Source organism: Bradyrhizobium sp. Pha-3, from assembly GCF_042258325.1.
Classification (GTDB): Bacteria; Pseudomonadota; Alphaproteobacteria; order Rhizobiales; family Xanthobacteraceae; genus Bradyrhizobium; species Bradyrhizobium elkanii.
The window spans coordinates 3,030,853-3,045,897 of record NZ_CP170151.1; the positions used below are offsets into that span (position 1 = coordinate 3,030,853).

14 protein-coding genes are annotated in these 15,045 nt (G+C 64.0%); 9 read left to right on the forward strand and 5 right to left on the reverse strand.

Annotated elements, in window-relative coordinates:
• The first annotated feature begins 72 nt into the window (after positions 1-72).
• Positions 73-1,143: an alcohol dehydrogenase gene (locus ACE10X_RS14165; protein ID WP_038383899.1), complete on the forward strand. Its 1,071-nt coding sequence runs from the start codon at positions 73-75 to the stop codon at positions 1,141-1,143.
• Positions 1,144-1,256: 113 nt separating this feature from the next.
• Positions 1,257-2,339 (forward strand): isocitrate/isopropylmalate dehydrogenase family protein, encoded by a 1,083-nt coding sequence (locus tag ACE10X_RS14170; protein ID WP_038383898.1) that lies wholly within the window; start codon positions 1,257-1,259, stop codon positions 2,337-2,339.
• A 39-nt stretch (positions 2,340-2,378) separates the two neighbouring features.
• On the opposite strand, the gene ACE10X_RS14175 is transcribed toward ACE10X_RS14170, so the two are convergent.
• Positions 2,379-2,711, reverse strand: coding sequence for a hypothetical protein (locus ACE10X_RS14175; protein WP_075968771.1), 333 nt, complete (start codon positions 2,709-2,711; stop codon positions 2,379-2,381).
• Between the two features lie 522 nt (positions 2,712-3,233).
• Positions 3,234-3,629: a helix-turn-helix domain-containing protein gene (locus ACE10X_RS14180; protein ID WP_016844123.1), complete on the reverse strand. Its 396-nt coding sequence runs from the start codon at positions 3,627-3,629 to the stop codon at positions 3,234-3,236.
• A gap of 622 nt (positions 3,630-4,251) precedes the next feature.
• On the opposite strand from ACE10X_RS14180, the gene ACE10X_RS14185 reads away from it, so the two are divergent.
• Positions 4,252-4,509, forward strand: coding sequence for a hypothetical protein (locus ACE10X_RS14185; RefSeq protein ID WP_051002908.1), 258 nt, complete (start codon positions 4,252-4,254; stop codon positions 4,507-4,509).
• 51 nt (positions 4,510-4,560) lie between these two features.
• On the opposite strand, the gene ACE10X_RS14190 is transcribed toward ACE10X_RS14185, so the two are convergent.
• The 3 genes from ACE10X_RS14190 to ACE10X_RS14200 all read right to left on the reverse strand — a co-directional run bounded on the left by ACE10X_RS14190 (position 4,561) and on the right by ACE10X_RS14200 (position 8,934).
• On the reverse strand, positions 4,561-5,880 hold the full coding sequence (locus tag ACE10X_RS14190; RefSeq protein WP_375764272.1) for a dicarboxylate/amino acid:cation symporter: 1,320 nt from the start codon (positions 5,878-5,880) through the stop codon (positions 4,561-4,563).
• 87 nt (positions 5,881-5,967) lie between these two features.
• Positions 5,968-7,476: a sensor histidine kinase gene (locus tag ACE10X_RS14195; protein ID WP_080583299.1), complete on the reverse strand. Its 1,509-nt coding sequence runs from the start codon at positions 7,474-7,476 to the stop codon at positions 5,968-5,970.
• A 183-nt stretch (positions 7,477-7,659) separates the two neighbouring features.
• Positions 7,660-8,934, reverse strand: a complete 1,275-nt coding sequence (locus ACE10X_RS14200) for a serine hydrolase (RefSeq protein ID WP_038383895.1) — start codon at positions 8,932-8,934, stop codon at positions 7,660-7,662.
• A gap of 156 nt (positions 8,935-9,090) precedes the next feature.
• Here ACE10X_RS14200 and ACE10X_RS14205 point away from each other — a divergent pair, with 156 nt between their 5' ends.
• The 6 genes from ACE10X_RS14205 to ACE10X_RS14230 all read left to right on the forward strand — a co-directional run bounded on the left by ACE10X_RS14205 (position 9,091) and on the right by ACE10X_RS14230 (position 15,008).
• Positions 9,091-10,005: an intradiol ring-cleavage dioxygenase gene (locus tag ACE10X_RS14205; RefSeq protein WP_028338860.1), complete on the forward strand. Its 915-nt coding sequence runs from the start codon at positions 9,091-9,093 to the stop codon at positions 10,003-10,005.
• 345 nt (positions 10,006-10,350) lie between these two features.
• Positions 10,351-11,661: a CmpA/NrtA family ABC transporter substrate-binding protein gene (locus ACE10X_RS14210; protein WP_038383894.1), complete on the forward strand. Its 1,311-nt coding sequence runs from the start codon at positions 10,351-10,353 to the stop codon at positions 11,659-11,661.
• A 58-nt stretch (positions 11,662-11,719) separates the two neighbouring features.
• The gene (gene ntrB / locus ACE10X_RS14215; RefSeq protein WP_038383893.1) at positions 11,720-12,622 is read left to right on the forward strand and encodes a nitrate ABC transporter permease; all 903 of its coding nucleotides are present in this window, start codon (positions 11,720-11,722) and stop codon (positions 12,620-12,622) included.
• A gap of 10 nt (positions 12,623-12,632) precedes the next feature.
• Positions 12,633-13,427, forward strand: a complete 795-nt coding sequence (locus tag ACE10X_RS14220) for an ABC transporter ATP-binding protein (protein ID WP_038383892.1) — start codon at positions 12,633-12,635, stop codon at positions 13,425-13,427.
• Between the two features lie 104 nt (positions 13,428-13,531).
• On the forward strand, positions 13,532-13,957 hold the full coding sequence (locus tag ACE10X_RS14225) for a globin family protein (protein WP_038383891.1): 426 nt from the start codon (positions 13,532-13,534) through the stop codon (positions 13,955-13,957).
• Between the two features lie 151 nt (positions 13,958-14,108).
• Entirely contained in the window at positions 14,109-15,008 is a 900-nt protein-coding gene (locus ACE10X_RS14230) for an SMP-30/gluconolactonase/LRE family protein (protein WP_193375409.1), read from the forward strand.
• Positions 15,009-15,045 lie beyond the last annotated feature (37 nt).

A 15,045-nucleotide genomic window follows, 5' to 3' on the forward strand; every position in this document is an offset into this window, starting at 1 on the left:
CGACACCGCGTTTGTCCCGGACGGGCAGGCGTGGCAAGGTCCGCCGCAAGAACAAGCTACGGGAGAACAGCGATGAAGAGTTTCCAGGTCGTCGATTTCAACGCCCCCTTGAAGGAGGTCGATCAGCCGACGCCGCAGCCGTCGGGCACGCAGGTGCTGATCAAGGTCAAGGCCGCCGGCGTCTGCCACAGCGATCTGCACATCTGGGAGGGCGGCTATGATCTCGGCCACGGCCGCAAGCCGCTGTCGCTGAAGGATCGCGGCGTCTCGCTGCCGCGCACGATGGGCCATGAGACGGTCGGCGAGATCGTTGCCTTCGGGCCCGACGTCAAGGACGCCGACAAGGGCGGCCTCAAGGTCGGCGATGTCGCGCTGGCCTATCCCTGGCTCGGCTGCGGCAAGTGCCCGACCTGTCTCGGCGGTGACGAGAACATGTGCGCGATCAAGCCGAATGCGCTCGGCGTCTATTGCGACGGCGGCTACGCCGACCACATGACGGTGCCGCATCCGAAGTATCTGCTGAACCTCAAGGGGCTCGATCCCGTCACGGCCGCGCCTTACGCCTGCTCCGGCGTCACGACCTACAGCGCGCTGAAGAAGGTCGAGAAGGATCTCGACACGCCGATCGTGATCTTCGGCGCCGGCGGTCTCGGCCTGATGGCGCTCTCGCTGCTGAAGGCGATGGGCGGCAAGGGCGCGATCGTGGTCGATATCGACGCCAGGAAGCGCGAGGCGGCCGAAGCCGCCGGCGCGCTCGCGACCGTCGACGGCAAGGCGCCCGACGCGCTGGAACAGCTCGTCAAGAAGGCCGGCCAGCCGATCCGTGCAGCGATCGATCTGGTCGGCAACGCCCAGACCTCGCAGCTCGGCTTCGACTGCCTGACCAAGGGCGGCAAGCTCGTGATCGTCGGCCTGTTCGGCGGTGGTGCGCCCTGGGCGCTGCCGCTGATCCCGATCAAGGCGGTCACCATCCAGGGCAGCTATGTCGGCAATCTGCGCGAGACCCAGGAGCTGCTCGACCTGGTGCGGACCAAGAAGATTCCGGCGATCCCGGTTACGCCGATGCCGCTGGCACAGGCGAACGAGGCGCTGACCAATCTGCAGAAGGGCCAGCTGGTCGGCCGCGCGGTGCTGACGCCGTAGATCAACTCACCGTCATTCCGGAATGGTGCGTCAGCACCAGACCCGGAATCTCGAGATTCCGGGTTCGATGCTCCGCATCGCCCCGGGATGACTGTTGTGTTCCGGAGAATCCCATGTCCGCCAACGACGCACTCCACATCGCCGTCCTCGGTGGCGACGGCATTGGCCCCGAGGTGATGGCGCCGGCGCTCGACGTGCTGCGCAAGATCGAGGCGTCGGCCGGTCTCAAATTCCGCTTCACCGAGGCGCCGGCCGGCGCGGGCCATTACAGGGAAACCGGCAAGTCGATGCCGGAGAGCACGATCCGGCTGTGCGAGGAGGCCGACGCGATCCTGCTCGGAGCCTGCGGCCTGCCGTCGGTGCGCTATCCCGACAACACCGAGATCGCGCCGCAGATCGAGTTGCGGATGATCTTCGATCTCTATGCCGGGGTGCGGCCCGCGCGATTGATCCCCGGTGTATCGAGCACGATCGTCGGCGCCGACCGGAAGGGCATCGACCTCGTCGTGATCCGGGAATCGACCGAAGGCCTGTTCGCCTCGATGGGCAAGGGCGTCGTCACCGACAGCGAGGCGCGCGAGACGATGGTGATCACGCGCCACACCTCCGAGCGGCTGTTCGAGTTTTCGTTCCGGCTCGCCGAACGCCGCAAGGCGCGCGGCAAGGTTAATGGCGGGCTGACCTGCGTCGACAAGGCGAACGTGTTCAAGGCGTTCGCATTCTTCCGGAACATCTTCGACGAGACTGCGAAGCGTCATCCCGACGTCAGGGCTGACCACCTCTACATCGATGCGACCGCGGCTGCGCTGGTGAAGCGCCCGTGGGACTTCGACGTCATGGTGACCGAGAACATGTTCGGCGACATCCTGTCCGATCTCACCGCCGGTCTGATCGGCGGCATGGGCATGGCGCCGTCAGCCGACATCGGCGACCGCTACGCGGTGTTTCAGCCGTGTCATGGCACGGCGCCCGACATCATGGGGCAGGGCAAGGCCAATCCGACCGCGATGATCCTGTCGGCCGCGATGATGCTGGACTGGCTCGCCGACAAGCATGGACTCGAAAGCGCCGCCGAAACCGGAGAGCGGATCGAGCGCGCCGTCGACAAGGTCTACGCCGACGGCATCAAGCCGTTTGAGTTCGGCGGCAGCAACGGCACGACCGATGTCGCGAAGGCGGTGCTGGCAGCGCTCTAGCGCGGAAGGGTGAGGGGGCCGAAGCCCCCTCGCGGATGATTAGCGATGGTGTCCGCCGTGATGTCCACCGCCGTGATGGCCGCCATGATGTCCGCCGTGATGAGGGCGGTGCCCATAATGATGCGGACGATGGTGGAAGTGCGGACGATGATGCCATCCGTGATGGCGCGGTCCGTAGTAGCCGTATGCGCCCGGTCGCCAATAGCAGCGGCCCCAGCGATCGCAGACCTGGCGCACCTTGTCGACATTGGACGTTTCGCCCGCGATGTGACTGGCTTGCGGAAGCCCGTTGGGCATCGCGGATGCCGCGCCGGACATCAACGCTGCGCTTCCAAGCGCGGCGAGTCCAATAACGGCAAGCTTGATATTCATCGAGATCTCCTTGGTTGAAGCCTGAAAACGTTCATGCGGGCCACTTCGTTGCTGCGACAAAAAAGACAGGCTTGTGCACTCGGTTCTGGCGGCGCCGGTTCAACTGAGGAAATGCGGGAGTTATGAGGTCGCCCGATGTGCGGGCGACAATTGGCCGCGCGACAGAATAGCGACGCATTGCGCGCGCCTGCGCTGCGCGAGATGGCTAGTCGGAGCGCGAGTTGGAAAAGCGCGGCGCGCATGCGCGGCGATCTGCGCGCATGCTCACGTGGAGCGATGAGATCAATGACGCGATGCTCGTCGCCGCTTCATGACCACGCATCCGGCGTGGGGGACTGAAGCTATATGCCTGGATCACAAAATCTTGAAAGACAGAAGCGCCTCAAGAAAAAGCGCTGCCATCGGCAATGGCAGCGCTTCGACATCTTCTCGGCCCGACCGGCATGTGCGGCCGCAGCGGCCGGCGACCGGCCGTTGCGGTGTGGTGGGATCGCGTTCGCGGCGCCGCGACCCGATCCGCGCTCAGTCTTCGTTGGCGGCGATCGATTCCATCAGCGACACCAGCTGACGCTGCACCGTCTGATCCTTGATCTTGCTGTAGGCGCGCAGCAACCGGAGGCTGAACGCGCTGTCGAGGAACAGCAGGCTCTCGACTTCGCGGGCCTTGTTGTCGCCGTCGTAGAAGAAGGTGACCGGCACATCCAGCGCCGTCGCGATCTGCTGAAGGCGGGCAGCGCCGACACGGTTGACGCCCTTCTCGTACTTTTGAACCTGCTGGAAGCTGACGCCAAGCTTGTCGCCGAGTTCGGCCTGCGAGATCTTTTGCTCGACACGGCGCAGGCGAATCCGCTTGCCCAACTCAATGTCCGGCTTGCCGGCACTGCGCTGCTTCATCTTCTTTGCTGCTGATCTGTTCATTCTTGTGACCCGTCCTTCAAATCGAGAATCCCTGGCCCGGCTGGGTCAGGGACACGTTCATGATGTACCGCGTTAAGCTCGAGTGGATCGCCAGTTCGTCGGAACCACGAAATCCAGGAAGATCGCGGGATGGTATCCAACCGCAAAAGCGCATTGGAAACACCTTAGTGCCAACTCGGTCGACTACCTGAAGTCGACCGCGCCAAGGTGTCTGTCGACACCCCGCCCTCTACATTTGGCAAAATATTGACCAAACCACAACTAGCGCGAGTTTGATCGACACAGATTTTGCGCGCATGCATAATAGGCGTCAACGCACAGCGCCCGTAGTTCTACGGGCCACCATATTGTACGGGCGTCGTTGCGTGGATGCAACCCCAGCTAGTGCAGCCTGAGGTCGAGAAGTGGCCGGCGAGTGCTTGACTGAATCATCCGATTTGCAAGAGTTTGACGTAAGTCCAAGTCAGGCTTTCGGAATGTTGCTGGACAATTGCCCAAAAGTTCTCAATCATCTGGAACAAATGTGTGCCTACGACAAGCCGGCGAACTCTGGCGGGAGGGGCCAATGAAGCGAAAGAGGGGAAGGCCTCGACTCTACCTCGCGGCTTCGGGAGTTGAAGAAATGCCGGTCGCAAACACGGAAGAACGGTTGCTGGCGCTGCTCGCAACGCTGGAGGAATGTCAGGCGTTCCTGACCGACCGGGCGAACACGGAGACGGCGCGGCTGTTGTCCCTTGCCATCCTCGAGCTTCGGATGGAGCTCCACAAGGTGACGGATTCCGAGCTGAAAGCCCTCTGTGACATGATCGCGTCGGACGAGCCGGTGCAGGAACAATCGACGACCCGGCAACTGCCGCCGTATTTGAGGCTGGTCAAGTAAGCCAGCGCCCCGCGCCACGCGCGGGACGCTGCTCGCTTTGGGACGCGCGGCTCAGCCCGCAGTCACGTCAACCGCCTCGGCGCCTTCGAGCACGCGACGGGCCTTGTCGCGGTCGAGGTCACCTTCCCATGCCGCGACCACGACGGTGGCGACGCAGTTGCCGATCAAATTGCCGACGGCGCGCGCCATGCCGATGAACCAGTCGACCGAGAGCACCAGCACGAGGCCGATCGCGGGGATGCTCGGCACGGCGTTGAGCGTCGCCGCCAGGATGACGATCGCCGAGCCGGGCACGCCGTGCGCACCCTTCGAGGTGATCAGCGACACGCCGAGCACCAGCGTCAGGTCGCCGAACGACAGCGGCGTGTTGGTCGCCTGCGCGATGAAGACGACCGCAAGCGTCAGGTAGATCGAGAAGGCATCGAGGTTGAAGGAATAGCCGGTCGGGATCACGAGGCCGACCACCGAATCCTTGACGCCGAAACGCTCCAGCTTGCGCATCACCTGCGGCAGCACCGCGTCGGACGATGCCGTGGCGACCACGATCATCAACTCCTCGCGCAGGTAGCCGAGGAACTTGAGGATGTTGATGCCGGCGAGCGCCATCACGGCGCCGAGCACGCCGAGCACGAAGATCGCGACCGACACGTAGAACAGCGCGACCAGCGATAGCAGCTGCTTCAGCGAACCGACGCCGTATTTGCCGACCGTATAGGCGACGGCGCCGAGCACGCCGATCGGCGCGAAGCGCACGATCAGGCCCATGGCGCGGAACAGCACGGTCGAGACCGCGTCGATGAAGGAGGAGATCTTCTCGCCCTTCTCGCCGCCGACCAGCGCCAGGCTGACGCCGAAGATGATGGCGAAAAACAACACCTGCAGCACGTCGTTGCGCGACAGCGCGTCGAACGAGGTGGTCGGGATGATGTTGAGCAGGAAGCTGCCGATGCCTTCGCCCTTCAGCTTCTGTGCATTGCTGGCATAGTTGCCCAGCGCCTTGGCATCCAGCGTCGAGGTGTCGATGTTCATGCCATGGCCGGGGCCGAACAGATAGGCGAGCAGCAGGCCGACCACGAGCGCGACCGTCGTCATCGCTTCGAAATAGACCAGCGCCTTGACGCCGACCCGGCCGACCTTCTTGAGGTCGCCGGCACCCGCAATGCCGTGCACGACGACGCAGAACACGATCGGCGCCACGATCATCGAGATCAGCTTCAGGAAGGCATCGCTGAAGATCTTCAGCCCGATCGCGAAATCGGGTGCGGCCATGCCGATGACGATGCCGAGCAGCAGCGCGACAAGCACCTGCACGAACAGTGATGTGTAAAGCGGCTTGCGCGTAACTGTCGCTTCCGCTGCGATGGTCGACATGACTTCCCCCTGGTTCTGGCCGGCCGAACCCGCCAATCTTAGCAACTTGCGTGCCAAGATGTCGCAGGATCGGCCACTCCTGCCCGGTCAGCCGTCGATTTCGAGGGTGCTGGTCACGGTGTAGACGACGCCATGGGGCAGGAAATCCACGGTGGCCTCGCCGCCGAGCTGGTCGCGGGCGCTGCGCTCGATCAGGCGGGAGCCGAAGCCGCGCTGGACCGGCGCGGTGACCTGTGGGCCGCCGGCCTCCGTCCAGACCATCCGCAGCTTCGGTCCGGGGCTCTCGTTGAGGATCTCCCAGTCCAGCGTCACCGTGCCAGTGTCGTTGGACAGCGCGCCATATTTGGCGGCGTTGGTCGCCATCTCGTGCAGGATCATCGACAGCACCAGAGCAAGCCGGGGCGACAGCGGCACGCGGGGTCCGAACATCCTGACCCGCTCGGAGGTGTTCAAGAGATAGGGCCGCAGCACGCGGCTGACCACGTCCTGGAAGTCGGAGCTCTGCCATTTGTCGGTCGAGAGCAGATTATGCGCCTCCGCCAGCGCGCCGAGCCGCCCCTCGAACTTGTCGCGCTCGGTGCGGCTTGCGCTGCGGAAGGTCTGCGTGGCGATCGATTGCAGGATCGCCAGTGTGTTCTTGACGCGGTGGTTGAGCTCTTCGATCAGCAGATCGTGCAGCATCTCGCCCCGCGCGATCGTGGTCGCCATCCGCACCGCAAAGCCGAGCCCGACCAGCAGCAGGACGCCACCGATCACGCTGGTGATCGCCAGCGAGCGCCATAGCGGCGCCACCAGCGAGTTCTCGGCGATCCCCGCGGCAACGGTCCAGCCGGTGAGGCGCGATCGGGTGAAACCCGTGATCAGCGCCACACCTTCCAGCGAGACGGTCGGCAGCGTCGCCTCGCTCTGGCGGAACATCTCGGCAAACAGCGATGGCGAGGCGCGCTGGCCGATGGTCGCCTGCGGATTTGGCACCCGCGCCAGGTTGACGCCGTCGCTGTCGAAGATCGAGATGGTCCAGTCCTGGTTGAGGCGCTGCTTCTCGATGATGGCCTGGAATACCTCGATCGGCGGGCTGAAGGAGATGTCGTAAAGCACCTCGCCGTCGCGCATCACCGGCACCTCGACTGTGATGATCAGCCGCTGCTTCACCGCGCCGAAGAACAGGTTGGAGTATTGCGGCTGCCGCGTCGTGAACACCTTCTCGAGGATCTCGAGATTGTTGCGAGGCGGCAGGCTCGCGGTGTCCGGCGTCAGCGAGGAGAACACCTGGCGTCCGGCGCGGTCCGCCACCAGCACCACGCCGTCCTTGCCGTACTGGTCGATGAAGCCGACCGCGACGCGGCGGAAGTTGTCGAAGTCGCTGTTGCGCAGCGAGTTGGTCAGCGCCAGCACCTGCAGCCCGCCGGTCATGCGCTGCATCTCCGCATCGAGCAGCAGGCGGATGCTGCGCGCCGTCTCCAGCACCCGTTGCGTGGCCGTCTGGCGATCTCGCTGATAATTGTGGAAGACGATCCCGACCGCGAAAATGATCAGCGGCAACATCGTTCCCGCGACCAGAAGCGCGAGACGGACTGGCAATGTCAGTTTCGGCACGATGTCCCCAGGTCGGTGCCCATTGGCTGTGAGCTTAGGGGAAGCGGGAAAAGTCCGCCAAAGGAAACAGTTGGTTATCGGAAAAGTTCCGCGGCGCCCAAAGCATGATCCGGAAAAGTGTGAAGCGGTTTTCCGAAAGGATCATGCTCGAACGAGGAGTATGCGCCGCGGAATGACGTCATGTCAGAGATTGCTCTCGGTGATCGCGGCGTAGACCATGGTGCGCAGCTCGCGCCGCAGCGGATACGCGCTCGACGGCAGCACCTGGGTCATGAAGATCGTGATCAATTCCTCGGCCGGGTCGATGAAGAACGACGTCGTCGCGGCGCCGCCCCAGTTGAATTCGCCCGGACTGCCGGCGATCAGCGTCTGCGCCGGGTGCATGGTGACGGCGAACCCGAGGCCGAAGCCGATGCCGTTATAGGCGGCTTCGGCGAACATCGAGCGCGACATCGCCGGCAGGTCGACGCCGCCGGGCAGATGGTTCGAGGTCATCAGCTTCAGCGTCTTCGGGCCGAGCAGCCTGACGCCGCCGAGCTCGCCGCCATTGAGCAGCGCCCGGCAGAAGGTCAGGTAGTCGGCCGCGGTCGAGCACAGTCCGCCGCCGCCCGAGATCAGCGAAGGCGGCGCCAGGAACGAGCTGGTGGTCGGATCGTCCTGCAGCGTCAGTGTGCCCTTGCGCTCGGCGGCGAGCGGGTTGAAGCCGCCCTGCGGATCGGCAGAATAGCAGGCGGCAAACCGATGCGCCTTGTCGGCCGGCACGAAGAAATCCGTGTCGTTCATGCCGAGCGGCTTGAAGATGCGCTCCTTCAGGAATTTCTCGAACGGCACACCCGAGATATTGCCGACGAGATAGCCGAGCACGTCGGTCGAGACCGAGTAGTTCCAGGCTTCGCCCGGCGAGAACTCCAGCGGGATCTTTGCCAGGTCCTCGATCATGCCGTCGAGCGTGCCGGCCTTGATGACCTCGCCAATCTTCTTCTCGCGATAGGCCGCGTCGACATTGGAGCGCTGCTGGAGGCCGTAAGTGAGGCCCGAGGTGTGGCGCAAGAGGTCGACGATCTGGATCGGCCGCGTCGGTGGGCGGGTCAGGAAGGCGGGCGCGGTGCCGGCGACGAACACGCCGAGATTCTTCCATTCCGGAATGTACTTCGCGACCGGCTCGTCGAGCGCGACCTTGCCTTCCTCGACCAGCATCATGAAGGCGACCGACGTGATCGGCTTGGTCATCGAATAGATGCGGAAGATGGTGTCGTCCTTGACCGGCACCTTGCGCTCGAGATCGGCAAAGCCCTGCACCGTGGAATGCACGATCTTGCCACGGCGATAGATCAGGACCTGCGTGCCGGGAAAACGGCCGGCATCGATGTAGCGGCTCTTCAGATGCGCTTCGAGGCGGTTGAGGGCAGCGGTCGACATTCCCGCGGATTCGGGCGAGGCAGGCGTGGGGGCTAGCATCAGGCGTTTCTCCGGCTTGCAAGGCAGCCTTGATAGCCGAAAAGTGTCTGCTGCACCAATCCGCTGCGGCTTACCGGCATTGAACGAGTGGTGTACGGTCGCCCCTGCAATCGCGCCCCCGAGGGGGCCAAGGAACACGTCAAGGGAAACGCCGAGATGACCCAGTTCAACGAAACCGAGCTCACCGCCGCCGTCATCCGCAGCTTCGACCAGACACCCGATCCGCGGGCCAAGTTCCTGCTGCAGGAATTGGTGAAGTCGCTGCACGATTATGTGCGCAGGACCGATCTCACCTTCGAGGAATGGGACCACGCGATCGGCTTCCTGACCCGCACCGGGCAGAAGTGCACCGACATCCGCCAGGAGTTCATCCTGCTGTCCGACGTGCTCGGCGTGTCGATGCTGGTCGATGCGGTCAACCATCGCGATCGCGACGGCGCGACCGAGACCACCGTGCTCGGCCCGTTCTATGTCGGCGAGCACAAGGTGACCCCGCACGGCACCGACATCTCGGCAAGCCTGCCCGGCGAGCGCATGTTCGTGCAGAGCCGCGTCACCGACCTCGACGGCAAGCCGTTGGCCAATGTGCCGGTCGATATCTGGCACGCGGATGACGACGGATTCTACGACTCGCAGAAGCCGAGCTACGCCACCGAAGGTCCGTCGTCGCGGGCGCGCTTCATCACCGATGCCGACGGCCGCTTCTTCTTCCGCACCATCGTGCCGTGCAGCTATCCGATCCCGACCGACGGGCCGGTCGGGCAGATGATCACGCAGACCAACCGTCACCCGATGCGGCCGGCGCATGTGCACTTCCTGGTCAACGCCAAGGGCTACGAGCCGCTGATCACGCATGTCTTCGTCGAGGGCGACAAATACATCGACTCCGACGTCGTGTTCGGCGTGAAGGATGAATTGATCGCCAAGGTCGAGCGGCGCACCGATCCTGTGATGCCCGATGGCCAGCGCTCGGATGGGCCGTGGAGCCTGATGACCTACGAATTCCACGTGAAGCCCGGTGGCGGAATGGCGCCCGCGCCGCTCGGCACCAAGGTCAGCGAAGACGCCTGATCCGTTTCTGAACACTTCTGCTCAATTCTTGTGCGCCGCACAAGGATTGGGCGAATCGCAAGTTTTGGCAGCGCGCGGAAAATCCACGCGCGCTGCGACATGTTGCGCAAGGCTTTGCAGCGAAATCCGTTTTCGCACTGCGGTAGGTTGGCACAAGGCTTGAATAATCATTAGCCGACGCCATTGAAGCCGTCCCTCGAGGCTACCCCATCGGATTTCTGACGCCGCCAGACCGGGGCTTCCCGGTGCACGCCTTTTTGCGCCCTGCGCGCGTCGCCACCCGAAGGACGGCGCTCGACGCACTGACGCAACACCGCAACGCAACGACGCAGCAAAGGACGACCGATGACCAAGCCCACCAACCAGCCTTCTGGCGGCGGCCTCAGCCGCCGTCAGCTTCTGAAGGCAACCAGCGGCGCCGCCGCTCTGCTTGCCGCGGCCAAGCTGAACTTTCCCGCTGGTGCATTCGCGCAGGGCGCGGGTCCGGAAGTGAAGGGCGCCAAGCTCGGCTTCATTGCGCTGACCGATGCCTCGCCGCTGTTCGTCGCCAAGGAGAAGGGCATCTTCGCCAAATACGGCATGCCCGATGTCGAGGTGCAGAAGCAGGCCTCGTGGGGCACCACGCGCGACAATCTCGTGCTCGGCTCCGAGGGCAACGGAATCGACGGCGCGCATATCCTGACCCCGATGCCGTATCTGATCTCGGCCGGCAAGGTGACGCAGAACAATCAGCCGACGCCGATGTACATCATGGCGCGGCTCAACCTGAACGGCCAGTGCATCTCGGTCGCCAAGGAATATGCCGATCTCAAGGTCGGCATCGACACCGCGCCGTTCAAGGCGGCGCTGGAGAAGAAGAAGGCTTCCGGCAAGGCGGTGAAGGCAGCGATGACCTTCCCCGGCGGCACGCACGATCTCTGGATCCGCTACTGGCTCGCCGCCGGCGGCATCGATCCCGACAAGGATATCGAGACCATCGTGGTGCCGCCGCCGCAGATGGTGGCCAACATGAAGGTCGGCACGATGGATTGCTTCTGCGTCTGCGAGCCGTGGAATCTGCAGCTGATCCATCAGGACATCGGCTATACCGCGATCACGACCGGCGAGCTCTGGGACAAGCATCCGGAGAAATCGTTCGGCCTGCGCGCTGCCTGGGTCGACAAGAATCCGAAGGCCGCGAAGGCGCTGCTGATGGCGGTGATGGAAGCCCAGCAGTGGTGCGAGAAGGCGGAGAACCGCGAGGAGACCGCGGCGATCTGCGCCAAGCGGCAGTGGATCAACTGTCCGGTCGAGGACATCACCGACCGCATGAAGGGCAAGTTCGACTACGGCACCGGCCGCGTGGTCGAGAATTCGCCGCAGCAGATGCGGTTCTGGAGCGACAACGCCTCCTATCCGTATCAGAGCCACGACCTCTGGTTCCTCACCGAGGACATCCGCTGGGGCAAGTACGAGGCAGGCTTCGACACCAAGGCGCTGATCGCCAAGGTGAATCGCGAGGATCTCTGGAAGGAGGCCGCCAAGGAGCTTGGCGTGTCGGACATTCCGGCCTCGACCTCGCGCGGCAAGGAAACCTTCTTCGACGGCAAGATGTTCGATCCTGCCGACCCCGCCGCCTATTTGAAGTCGTTGTCCATCAAGCGTGTTGACGTCTGATTTGAGCGAGCCGCGCGTGCAGCGCGGCTCTCCCTTTGACCACGGAGATTTTCGTTCAATGTCGATGCCTGCCATGAAGACCGAAGTGTCGGCGGTCGCGATCCCGCCGGCCGCTGCCGCGGCGCCGGTCGTGACCATGATGCCGAAGCGCGCGCCGCGCGCCGAGGCCTACGCCAGGATGGCGAAGGAGACCGCTGCGCGCGTGGTGCCGCCGCTGATCGTGGTCGCGCTGCTGCTGGTGGTGTGGGAGCTGATCTGCCGGCGCGCCGGCTCCAGCCTGCCGCCGCCGTCAAAGGTGTTCAAGGACACCAAGGAGCTGATCCTCGATCCTTTCTTCGACAATGGCGGCATCGACAAGGGCCTGTTCTGGCATCTCTCCGCCAGCCTGCAGCGCGTCGCCTACGGCTATTCGCTGGCCGCGATCGCGGGCATCGCGCTAGGCACGCTGGTCGGACAATCGGTCTGGGCGATGCGCGGGCTCGATCCGCTGTTCCAGGTGCTGCGCACGATCCCGCCGCTCGCCTGGCTGCCGCTGTCGCTGGCCGCATTCCGCGACGGCCAGCCCTCGGCGATCTTCGTGATCTTCATCACCTCAGTGTGGCCGATCATCATCAACACCGCGGTCGGCATCCGCAACATCCCGCAGGACTACCGCAACGTCGCGGCCGTCGTGCAGCTCAATCCGCTGGAGTTCTTCACCAAGATCATGATCCCGGCGGCCGCGCCCTACATGTTCACCGGCCTGCGCATCGGCATCGGCCTGTCCTGGCTCGCGATCGTCGCCGCGGAAATGCTGATCGGCGGCGTCGGCATCGGCTTCTTCATCTGGGATGCGTGGAATTCCTCGCATATCAGCGAAATCATCCTGGCGCTGTTCTATGTCGGCATCATCGGCTTCGTGCTCGACCGCCTGATCGCGGGGCTGGGCAAGATCGTGACCCGCGGCACGGCGGCGAACTGAGGAGAAAGTCATGCAGGCCTATCTGAAGCTCGATCACATCGACAAGACCTTCACCCGCGGCAACGCCACAACGGAGGTTCTGAAGGACATCAACCTGACGATCGAGAAGGGCGAATACGTCTCGATCATCGGTCACTCCGGCTGCGGCAAGTCGACCCTGCTCAACATCGTCGCCGGCCTCACCGGCGCCACCAATGGCGGCGTGCTGCTGGAGAACCGCGAGGTCAATTCGCCGGGACCGGATCGGGCCGTGGTGTTCCAGAACCACAGCCTGCTGCCGTGGCTCACCGTCTACGAGAACGTCAAGCTCGGCGTCGACAAGGTGTTTGCAAGGACCAAGAGCAGGGCCGAGCGCGACGCCTGGGTAATGCACAATCTCAGCCTGGTGCAAATGGCGCATGCAAAGGACAAGCGGCCGAGCGAGATCTCGGGCGGCATGAAGCAGCGCGTCGGCATCGCGCGTGCGCTCGCGATGGAGCCGAAGGTGCTGCTGCTCGACGAGCCGTTCGGCGCACTCGACGCGCTGACCCGGGCGCATCTGCAGGATTCGGTGATGGCGCTGCACCAGAAGCTCGGCAACACCATCCTGATGATCACCCACGACGTCGACGAGGCGGTGCTGCTGTCGGACCGCATCGTCATGATGACCAACGGCCCGAGCGCGCGGATCGGCGAGGTGCTCGAGGTGTCGTTGGCGCGCCCGCGCAAGCGGCTCGAGCTTGCGACCAACCAAGGCTACCTGAGGTGCCGGCAACGCGTGCTCGAATTCCTCTATGAGCGCCACAGCTTCGTCGAGGCGGCGTGATGATCACGTCGACGGCAAGCGCTTTTCCGCTTTGAACCGAAACGCCGGATGCGGCTACCAATGCTCGCATTTTGCAGGTCATTCCAGAACCAGGGAGAGTCGAGATGAATCCGGCCCAAATCAAGCTGGTTCAGGACAGCTTCGGCAAGGTCGCGCCGATCTCGGAGCAGGCCGCGGTCATTTTCTACGATCGCTTGTTCGAAGTCGCGCCCGCCGTGCAGGCGATGTTTCCGGCCGACATGAAGGAGCAGCGCAAGAAATTGATGTCGACGCTTGCCGTCGTCGTCAATGGGCTGAGCAATCTTGATACGATCCTGCCGGCCGCGAGTGCGCTGGCCAAGCGGCATGTCGGCTATGGCGCCAAGCCCGAGCATTATCCGGTGGTCGGCGGCGCGTTGTTGTGGACGCTGGAGAAGGGGCTCGGCGAAGCCTGGACGCCTGACGTCGCCGCCGCATGGACCGCGGCCTACGGCACGCTGTCAGGCTACATGATCTCGGAAGCCTATGGCTCGGCGCAGCCGGCCGAATAGCAGGCGGTGACAGACTGAAGCCTTCCACGTCGCTGCAAGAACCCTTCCGTCCGGCCATCGCTCAGGCGGATAGGTGGATTGCTTCGCGGCGCTCGCAATGGCGCACGCAAGCATCTATGGTTCGCCCGCTCCGCCAACGGGTGAACCAACAATGATGTTCCTGGAAACGCCGCCGAAACTGATCCCGACCGAAATCTTCTCCGCCGTGCCGGCCGAATTCCGCCGCAGGATGGCGAGCGAATGGGCCGACGCCAACCGCCCGGGCGCGGTGACCGATTGCTTCATCGAGGGACCGTCGTTCGATGCCGATGGCAATCTCTACATCGTCGACATCCCGTTCGGTCGCATCTTCAGGATCGCGCCTGACAAGTCATGGTCGCAGGTTGCCGAGTATGACGGCTGGCCGAACGGGCTGAAGATCGATGCGATGGGCCGCATCCTGATCGCCGACTATCGGCACGGCCTGATGGAGCTCGATGCCAGGTCCGGCGAGTTCACGCCCCTGCTGCGCTCGCGCAATTCGGAATCGTTCCGCGGCTGCAACGACCTGCACATCGCCTCGAACGGCGACATCTATTTCACCGATCAGGGCCAGACCGGGCTGCACGATCCGACCGGCCGCGTCTATCGACTGCGGGTGAATGGGGCGCTCGACTGCCTGATCGACACCGGCATCAGCCCGAACGGCCTGGTGCTCGATCCGCACGAGGCAGTCTTGTTCGTCGCCATGACGCGCGACAATGCGGTCTGGCGCGCGCCGTTCATGAAGGACGGCAGCGTCTCCAAGGTCGGCCGCTTCTGCTCGCTGTTTGGCCCGAGCGGGCCCGACGGCATGACGATGGACGCCGCCGGTCGGCTGTTCGTCGCGCACGCCTCGCTCGGCCATGTCTTCGTGTTTGCGCCGAACGGCGAGTGCATCGCGCGGATCAAGTCCTGCGCCGGGCCGAGCTGCACCAACGTCGCGATCGGCGGCGCCAACCGCGACCGTCTTTACATCACGGAATCGGTGACAGGCTCGGTGCTGGTCGCCGACATCGGCGGCCTCGGCTAGATATTTTCCCGTCTGTCGATCCTCGTCATCGCACCTG